Source organism: Wandonia sp. (assembly GCF_984588085.1).
In genome coordinates, this window is the sequence record NZ_CFIGVI010000052.1 from 1 (window position 1) to 10,448 (window position 10,448).

Sequence of the window (10,448 nt, forward strand, 5' to 3'; positions counted from 1 at the left end):
CCCTGTGCCATATCCAGGTCATACAATCCATTGGTTCTGTAGATCCGTTTTGTTGTAATGGGTATAATTCCCAAAAGCACATTAACATCATGGATATTCAGTGTTTCCTGCTGATTGCCATATTTGGAAGCATACAACCTTCTGAATTTGTGCATGAAACCGAAAGAAGTAGGCAAAAACATATTATCCTGACTAAACAGGTGATGCCCGGGATTCAGACCGTATGCGTCGGTATAATTACTGGCATAACTCCCTACAGATACAGCTATGTTCCTCGTAAAAGCAGGAAACGTTTTACGTAAATCCTGTGTATGCGTATAATAATGTGTAAAGCCGTTTTCCAATTCATTTAAGAGATTTAGTCTTTCAGAAGTAGGTGCTGCATTTATATCCCAGAAATCTCCGGAAGTATTCGATAAATTTCCTGCTAGTATGTGATTAAATGCCATATCCTTTGATCCTTCGTCTCTTAAATAGGAGTATGCTATCATCGCAAGTAAATTCATTTTCCGATCCAAATCGTAATAAGTCGCCTGTGCAAACATGGGAATATTAGCTCCATGGTGGGGTGAATCAAACGGAACATACAACCGCGTATGGTGATGGTCTAATCCGTAATGCATATGTTCTTTTTCCATCAACATCAGCGCATACCGGGCGTGCTGTCCGCCTGCACTGAAGCCCATCAAAATGTTCTCCCAGTGTTCTCCGGGATAATTGCCCGCCTTTTGGATATTGATAGAGCGAATAAACCTTGAAAGTTCGCGACCCGCTGTTTCAATGCTTGCATTACCCGGTCTTTCTTTCAGAAAGATGACGTCATACCCCATCTCCGAAAGCGTACTCAACAGGCTTTTGAAATCAAATTGGTCGTAGTATTTATTCATGTGTACAGGCTGAATAGTTGGTCTGTAAGGCGGTGCTATAATAATCGGTCTTCTTATTTTATTACCGTTGCCGCACCCATATTTAATTGCCACGCGAAAATCAATTTCCTGACCTCTGAACGTGTATTTAGCATCCCAGCGGTCTACTGCCCGGGGAGAAACCGTTTTCGTAGCACCGACATCAAGCGTAAGATAAAAACTGATCGTATCTACGACAAGTACCGCATCATCATAATAAGAAACCTCAGCCTGTGCTGTTAAAGAATCTGCATACCGGTAGTATTCTACCTGATTATTGACAGAGTCCAACGGCATAAAACCACTTCCTGTGTTAATACGGATCGAGGTTAACTCAATATCCGGGCTGGTAGACACAAAACGCGGATCATATTTAAGATAGGCTTTATCAAATCCATTGTCACTGTAAAACTCCAAAGCTGCTGCGCTCTTTAAAGTAACCTCCCGATACAGTGTCGATTCGGGAACAACAGCCTGTAGCTTACCGTTATTATTTATTACTCCTCCATTCGCCACTATTGTTGAATCAAATGCGTTAACCTTGTGGATTACCAACGAAAAAGGAACGGTCAGGGATTCATCCACATCAGGTCCGGGATCAATACTTTCCATTTCCCGATAAAAATCAAAAATCGAAGTCACCACATCTGCTTTTGAAACGATCTCTGTCGTATCTACATGTGCATCAATAATTGCATCCAGCATCAATAGCCATGTCACTGCATTGTGTGTCTGATCGTATTTCCCCTGTATCTGTTCATATACATACGGGAAATCAGATAATGACCGTTCTATTAGTTTGCCATCGTATGTGTTTTCATCCAGTTCACTAAAAACCTCCTGGATGGTCGTTCGCAAGTCATCCGTAAAAATCGTGTCCGTTTGTGCACGCATCGAGAGCGTCGTCAGACAGAAAATAAACAAGCCCAAGTATCTCATAACTACCTATTTTGTTTCGGATTGTTCCAATGCCTTTTCCAACTCAGCTATGCGTTTATTCTGTTCAATTAAATAGAGGGTCAGTTCTTCCACTTTTTCCATTAACATACGATTGGATTCGGCAAGATTCAATCCATCCTCCTCCAGTTCTTCAGCAGAAGGAACATTGGGTAAGTGTCCGTTTTTCTTTATAAAAGACTCTACTTCATGCAGGGGAAGCAAAGTATATTCCTTTTTGAAAACGTAATCCGGCCAATTCTGCATATCCACTTTTATTTCGCGCGCCCGCAGCATTCCGCTGTTATCCAGTTGCAAAAGTTTACGCTCAGCATTTTCTACCAGCAGCAGGCGGGCAGATGTATTTGTAGTAGATGTGCGCACATGTAAATCAGCCGCTGCCGGACTGTTCCCACTACTTATGAGTAACCTTTCTCTAAACCGACCACTCTTGGCAACATCCAGGTTGAATATCGGACTATTTGTTCCAATACCAACATTCGCACACGTTGTGTATATATTCCCTAAATCAAACTCACCTCCGCCTAACTGTGCAGCAGAAACAGAAGCCCATGTCGGTCTTGTATCGTGGAAACAAAGACGGGGTTCGTACGGCAAACCGATATAGTCGGAATATACCATACGCTTCACCATACCATTACTGTCTTTCACAATTATATCCGGATGGATATCCTTCTCACCAATTAACGGAACCTCTTTCAGGTATAACGTATCAAAAAATTGCACCTGTCCCATAACCTCTGCCGATCCGGTAACGTATAAATTCCCGTCTACTTTCAGATGTTCCTGTGCACGTATCGTTCCGTCTACTTCCAGTTTTTCAGACGGATTTTGGACACCCACCCCTACATTTCCCGAAGAAGTAATCCGCAACCGCTCTTCACTATTGGTCTTTACTTTTAAATCACTCGCATTAATCGTTCCGATAAAGTCACTTGTATCTGTTGCATTTCCCTGACGATCCCATTTCGGATTGGTTTCAGCAGTGTTCTCCTGAGAATAAATTGATAGACAGCTCGTTAACAAAACAAGGCAAAAGGTAATTCGTTTCATACCGTTTAAGTTGTAATTACATTAAAAAATTAGTTGCGGACAAATATAGTATTCTTTTCTCAAAACACTAAAAATCAGCACCAAAAAAGTAAAATAAAGTTTACATAAACGATTATATGTGCTGTACGTACAAAAATAGAATTACTAAAATGAACCTTCCCGTTTCTCAGGTGTACTTAGGCATGATTTCTGTATACTAACAAGAATAGTGTAACTTTGACAAACGAAACTGATTGATATGAAAAGCTTCTCTTTCCGATTTTCGCTGGTAGCGATTGTTTTTTCTCTGTTATTAATGTCCAACAAGTGTAAAAAGGACATCGTGGATATGAATCCCGCTGATTCGGAGGCTCCTTCCAAAATAGAAATGAATTTTCAGGGAGATTATTCGGAACTGTGGCGTCAGGCAGATTCACTTGAAAAAAAGGGTCTTTACCGATCCGCTCTTGCGGTGGTTCAAACCATTGACCAAAAAGCCGGGCAGGATAAGAATATTCCCGAACAGGTCAAAGCATTGATTCATATCGTGAAGTTCAGCTCGTATTTCGAAGAAGAAGATCAGGTAAAAGCTATCGCACAAATGCAACAACGTATTGAGAAAGCAGAAGCTCCGCTGAAACAAATTCTTCATTCGGTTACAGCGCAGTTGTATTGGAATTACTTCCAGAATAATCGTTGGAAGTTTATGAATCGCACGGCGACGGAATCCTTTGATCAATCCGATATTCGTACATGGGATTTGACAAAACTTTCCCGTGAGGTCAGAGATCATTTTCTGCTTTCGTTAAGCGCAGCGGATACCCTGAAAGGCATTCGGATAGACAACTTCAGCCCGATACTTTCTAATGCAGAAAAAAAGCCGGTACTGTTGCCAACACTTTATGATTTTCTCGCTTATGAGGCATTGAATTTCTTTGAATCAGCCAGTTTCCAGTTACATCGTCCTATTGAAGAATTTACCGTTAATGATGCGCGACATTTTGCAACAAATGATGTATTCACACAGTTGGAATTTTCAACTCCCGATTCACTGGCAACGGTTTATTATGCTTTTGTTATTCATCGTGATCTGGCACGTTTTCACAGTAAAGATCAGGAACCATCCACACGCATTCAAACCACGCTTCGCCGGTTGAATTTTGCCCGTTCTCATTCTACGCATCCCGAAAAAGAGAACTTCTATTTTGCAGCTCTGGCAAAACTTGCTCAAGAATATCCCAGTCACCCTTTCACATCGGAGACAAATTATAACATTGCTCTTTTTCTGAATCAACGGGGGGACACGTATACAAAAGACAATGACACGTTCCGTCTGGACAAGAAAAAAGCACTTCAATTGTGCGAAGAAACCATCACAAAATTTCCGGAGGCTACCGGAGCCAATTGGTGTGCAGCTCTAAAAAGTCAGATTCTCAGCAAAGAGGTTACACTTCAAACGGATCTCGCTATATATCCGGGAGCTTCCAATAAACTGAAAATAAATTATCGGAACATCGACTCCCTTTATTTCCGCATAGCCCGAATAGACTGGGACTTTTTCATTAAAAACCATACGTACGGAAAAGAGTTGATTCACGAATTGACCGAACTTCCGGTTGAAAAATCATGGTCTGTACAATTACGAGATTTTGAGGATTATCAAAATCATTCGGTACTGACAGCTATTGAAAAAATAGCTCAGGGACATTATGTGTTACTAAGCTCTCCAACTGCTGACTTCCGGGAAAAGAACAATGCCATCGCCTATGCCGGATTTTATGCTACCGAATTGTCTGTACTAACAAAAGATGATACAGATGGGAACAAAGTATATACTGTTCTCAACCGAAAAACAGGAGCCCCCATAAAAGGAGCTACTATTCAGGTTTATGAGTACAATTACGGCTATTCTTCCCGTTCTTATCAATTGAAAAAAGCAGAAAAATTATCCACTGACGCCGAGGGAAGTGCCGTATTAAAATCAAGCGGAAAGTATCGAAATATTTACATCCACGTCAGTTCCGGAAAAGATGAATTCTCTGACGCCACCCGTCATTATCTGTCTCGCAGATACGAAGAAAAGGAGCAGACAAAGTATACCACGAACCTGTTCACAGACCGTAAAATTTATCGTCCGGGACAAAAAATCTACTTCAAAGGAATACTGATGAAGCATACCGGAGATCTTCATGAAATACAACCCAACACGACCGGAAAGGTAGAGTTCTACGATGCCAACTATCAGAAAGTGGCTGAAATGAAGTATACTTCCAATGCCTTTGGTTCTTTCAGCGGAGAGTTTGAAGCCCCTAAGGGTATGCTGAACGGAACTATGCATATCAAAGATGCAAATCGCGGAGCGGTGTATTTTTCGGTAGAGGATTACAAACGACCCAAATTTGAGGTCAGTACCCTACCCCTTGAAGGGGCTTATAAAATCGGAGAAAAAGTAACCGTAAAAGGAGAAGCCAAAAACTTTGCCGGATCGGTTGTTGACGGAGCCAAAGTAAGCTATCGTGTTACCCGAACTATGCGCTACCCGGTATGGAAGTTCTATCGTGGAAGCTATTTTGGAGGTCCGGATCAGGAAATTACAAACGGAAGTACGGAAACGAATGATAAAGGTGAGTTTACCATTGTATTTGATGCCAAAAAAGATCCAAAAGCACAAAGCCAGTATTCGCCCATATATAACTATACGGTTACGATAGATGTTACGGATATTACCGGAGAAACGCAGTCCACCACCCAAACAGTTTCCGTGGCAGAACATGCGATGGAGCTTAGTTTCGGAATCAGCGAAACCGTCAACCGGACGAAACGCTCTGTTTTCGCTTTAAAAAGTACTAATCTAAACGGACAAAAAGTTTCTGCAACCGGAACTGTTACCATTCATAAACTTTCGGAACCGGGTCAACTGTTTAAACCCAATCAGGAATATCTAACCGATTATTCGGAGCTTTCCGAAAGCGAACTTCGCGAACAGTTTCCGTATGATGATTTTAAGGAAGCACGTTTGCCGGAAAACCTGAAGCGAGAGAAACAAGTCTTCTCAACCTCTTTTTCAACTGCCGAAAGTGATTCAATTCACCTGAACGGAATGGAAAAATGGAAAACCGGACGCTACGTACTCGAAGCAAAGTCGATTGATGCCTTTGGCGTAGAGGTAAAGACCGTTACCTATTTCACCTTGTACGATACAGGCGAAAAGACAGCTCCTACAAACGAATTCTGGTGGGTACATGCTGAAAAAACGAGTTGTGAACCGGGAGAAACTGCCGAGTTCATCATTGCATCGGCTGCCAATGCTACGCAAGTGTTCGTTGAAGCAGAAGGTAAAACAGGCGTTTTCTTTAAAAAACGAATCGTATTGTCCAACGAACAGCAGGTGATCCGCATTCCTGTAAAAGAAGAACACCGCGGGAACTTTGCTGTACGTTTTTCCGGAGTTAAAGAAGGGGTTTTCTACAGCAAGCAATTCAGTGTACTGGTTCCGCATTCCAATAAGAAACTGGATGTCACTTTTGAGACATTCCGGAATAAACTGCTTCCGGGACAGAAAGAAGAATGGAAAGTAAAAATCAAAGGTCCTAAAGGCGAAAAAGTAGCAGCAGAAATGTTAGCTGCTATGTATGACGCTTCTCTGGATCAGTTTGCAGCCAATTCCTTCTCTATGTCGGTATTTGGGCAATTCTATCCCCGATCAGCCTGGTCCAGTACTTCTTTCGGATCGGAAACGGCATATATATACGAAAACGAGTGGAACAAAATTCTTTCCCCTGCGGAACGTCCGTTCCCTCATTTGAACTGGTTCGGATATAGTAGCTCACACTATCTTTATTCTCTTAGAGGTGAAACCAGAAAAATAGAACTGGAAGAAGTTTCTATTATGGCAGACGCTGCCGCTCCACAACGGGAAAAGGCGGAAAGAGACGAAGATGGAGGCGGAAGGACAGAACTCATTAGTAAAGAAGAAAATAGCGGTGCTCAACAAGATGATGACAAAGACGCTGCTTCACCGACGACTCAGATTCGTACGAACCTGAACGAGACGGCTTTCTTCTATCCACACCTCCGAACAAATGATAAGGGTGAAGTTCTAATCAGCTTTACTATTCCGCAAGCACTTACGCGATGGAAGTTTATCAGTATGGCACACACCAAAGATTTAAAAACGGGATTCCTCACCGAAGAAATTGTTACACAGAAAGATTTGATGATCTTGCCTAACCCTCCACGTTTTATGCGCGAAGGGGATCAAATGACGTTTACGGCAAAAGTTTCTAATCTTTCCGACAAAGAATTGAAAGGTACTGCTAAACTGGAACTGTTTGACGCATTAACCATGCAACCGGTAACACCTGATTTTGGATTGACGGTAAACACCTCTTCATTCTCCGTAACAGCAAAACAAAGCGCTTTACTTGCGTGGAAGATAAACGTACCTTCAGACATGGGTGCTGTTGTTTATCGCGTTTCTGCAACTGCCGGTCAATTCAGTGACGGAGAAGAAAATGCGCTTCCTGTATTATCCAACCGGATGTTAGTAACTGAAAGTCTTCCATTACCTTCGAAAGGAATAGGAAGCCGATTGTTTACGCTTGATAAACTCCTCCAATCCGGGCAATCCAATACGCTTAGCCATTACCAGTTGACATTGGAATACACTTCAAATCCGGCCTGGTATGCTGTTCAGGCAATGCCTTACATGATGGAGTACCCCTACGAATGTGCCGAGCAAATTTTCACGCGTTATTACGCCAACGCATTGGCTACAGAAGTGGCTAATTCTAACCCGAAAATCAAGCAGGTATTTGATACCTGGAAAAATAGCTCTCCGGATGCATTCTTGTCCAATTTGGAGAAAAACCAGGAACTAAAATCACTCCTGCTGGAAGAGACGCCGTGGGTAATGAGCGCCCATAAAGAGTCGGAGCGAAAAAAACGGATTGGTTTACTATTCGACCTGAACCGTATGTCGGGAGAACTAAAAGTAGCCATCCGAAAACTGGAAAAAATGCAGGTATCCAATGGTGCGTGGCCCTGGTTCCCCGGGATGCCGGAAAACCGTTATATCACGCAACATATCGTAACCGGTCTTGGTCATCTGGATCGTCTGGGAGTTAAAGATGTCCGTAAAGACCATACGATATGGAATATGACACGTAAAGCTATAGGGTATCTGGATGAACGTATCATAGAAGATCTGGAACGTGTTAAAAAACACAATCCAAAGACCTATTTAACGGAACAACATATTTCGCAAACTCAGCTACAGTACCTGTATGCACGTAGCTACTTCCCCGAGATTCCGGTTACTGATAAACTTCAGGAAGCGCACACGTACTACCTGAAACAAATGCAGAGTTACTGGTTGAAATTCAGTATTCAGTCGCAGGCAATGATCGCCTTGACAGCTCATCGTTTTGCCGTTCAGAATTTCCCTGAACAGGTACTTGCCTCGTTAAAAGAACGTGCCCTCATGAGTGATGAAATGGGAATGTACTGGAAAGATAACGCCGGAGGTTACTACTGGTATCAGGCACCTATCGAAACACAGGCTTTGTTGATTGAGGCCTTTGATGAAGTTACGAAAGATGTCGCTGCTGTAGAAGAGATGAAAGTCTGGTTGTTAAAGCAAAAGCAAACGACTGACTGGAAAACAACCAAAGCCACGGCAAACGCAGTGTATGCTTTGCTGATGCGTGGAACAGATCTTCTTGCCAACGAAGAAACCGTTCAGATTGAAGTGGGCGGAAAACGGGTTGATCCATCTGCAACCGGACAACAATCAGAAGCAGGAACCGGCTATTTCAAAACCAGTTGGCAAGGCGAAGAGATCCGTCCGGAAATGGGGCAGGTAAAAGTAACCCGTACAACAGAAGGTGTAAGCTGGGGAGCATTGTACTGGCAGTATTTTGAGGATCTGGATAAAATCACTCCGCACGCGACTCCATTGCAACTCGAAAAGAAATTATTCCTGGTAAAACGAACTTCTTCCGGAGAAGTAATGACCCCGGTTTCGGATCAGACCACGCTAAATCCGGGAGATAAGATCCGGGTACGTATTGTACTTCGCACGGATCGTGATCTGGAGTATGTCCACATGAAAGACATGAGGGCTGCAGGTGTCGAACCGGTTAATGTATTCTCTCAATACAAATACCAGGGAGGCATTGGTTATTACGAAAGTACGCGTGATGCTGCCACCAATTTCTTCATTGATTATCTGCGTAAAGGAACCTACGTTTTTGAATACGATGTACGCGCCAACCTTGCAGGAGATTTCTCCAACGGTATTACAACTATTCAGTGTATGTATGCTCCTGAGTTTACTTCGCACAGCAAGGGAATTCGTTTGAAGATAAAATAATAAGACACACGGGTATTGACACTAATTATAAAACAACTAAAATGAATACACTTAAACTTACAGCTTGTCTGCTTATTATAGGAAATAGCCTATTTGGACAAGTTTCGGGAAATATAAACTATCAAAATCAGGTACGGTATTCGGAAAACAACATAAATGTTAGTCTGAGCGGTAATTCTGACCTCATCATCAGCGTAAAAGGTTTGGCAAACATAAAAGCCGACAGCTATGTTGCGATTTTTACTGTAACCCAAGTAGGTGAAACAACAACTGAGGTCAATGAACTACTGAACAAAAGAGTGAATGCGGTTTTGAGTGAAATATCCAATAAACCGGATATTGAAACGTATGTTGATATGGTTTCATTTGTACCTGTTTATGAATATGAAGTAGAGAAAAAGATTTTCAGCAGCAAAACCTACAATGAAATTCCTATGGGTTTTGAACTGAAAAAAAACCTGCATGTCAAATATAAAAGCCCTGATTTTCTAAATGAGTTAATTTCAATTTGTACAAATTCAGAGATTTATGATTTAGTTCGTGTCGATTACTTTTCGAACAATCTGGAGCAAACAAAATCGGATTTAATGAAAAAAGCCAAGACTATCCTCTCCGAAAAAATTGCGAATTTTCAGGGGATTTTAGGAACTGATTTAACTACGCATGAAAAACAGATAGCAGATGATTACCGGATCGTTTATCCTGTCGAAATGTACAAGTCGTATCAGGCTTATTCATCTTCTTCCCTAAACCTGAAGAAATCAGCCAACATAAATCAAGCTGATAAAGCGACAACTCTTTATTACCAACCAATCATCGACAAGGAGTTTGATTTTGTAATGAACCCGGCAATTCTGGAACCCGTCATTCAGGTTATGTATGAAATAAAGTACCGGGTTTATCAAGAGAAAGAAGCTAAATCTGATAAAGAATATATTTTGGTGACACCAAATGGTGATTTGAAGCCGATAAACGTAAATAACTAATTAAAAGTAACGATTGTTGATCGTGTATGAGCACCATGTGGACGATTACACTTGCATGTGAATAGCTCACTTTTGTAGCTACAAAAGAAAAATATAACACACATTTCAAAGTATTTTCTACGATTTTAGTATCTTGACTAGCACAAATCAAAAACATAAAGTTACTCTATGAAAAAAGTAAAATTGATTACTCTT

Annotated in this window: 4 protein-coding genes; 2 read left to right on the forward strand and 2 right to left on the reverse strand. The window is 41.6% G+C overall.

The window, feature by feature from the left end:
• Positions 1–1,844, reverse strand: a 1,844-nt coding sequence (locus tag AC4PL9_RS13590) for a lipase family protein (protein WP_491605290.1), incomplete at its 3' end; no start/stop codon positions are given.
• Positions 1,845–1,850: 6 nt separating this feature from the next.
• Positions 1,851–2,915 carry a hypothetical protein gene (locus tag AC4PL9_RS13595; RefSeq protein WP_491605291.1) on the reverse strand — a complete coding sequence of 355 codons (1,065 nt, stop codon included), beginning with the start codon at positions 2,913–2,915 and terminating at the stop codon, positions 1,851–1,853.
• Between the two features lie 238 nt (positions 2,916–3,153).
• On the opposite strand from AC4PL9_RS13595, the gene AC4PL9_RS13600 reads away from it, so the two are divergent.
• Positions 3,154–9,267 (forward strand): alpha-2-macroglobulin family protein, encoded by a 6,114-nt coding sequence (locus AC4PL9_RS13600; RefSeq protein WP_491605292.1) that lies wholly within the window; start codon positions 3,154–3,156, stop codon positions 9,265–9,267.
• A gap of 41 nt (positions 9,268–9,308) precedes the next feature.
• On the forward strand, positions 9,309–10,253 hold the full coding sequence (locus tag AC4PL9_RS13605) for an SIMPL domain-containing protein (protein WP_491605293.1): 945 nt from the start codon (positions 9,309–9,311) through the stop codon (positions 10,251–10,253).
• Positions 10,254–10,448 lie beyond the last annotated feature (195 nt).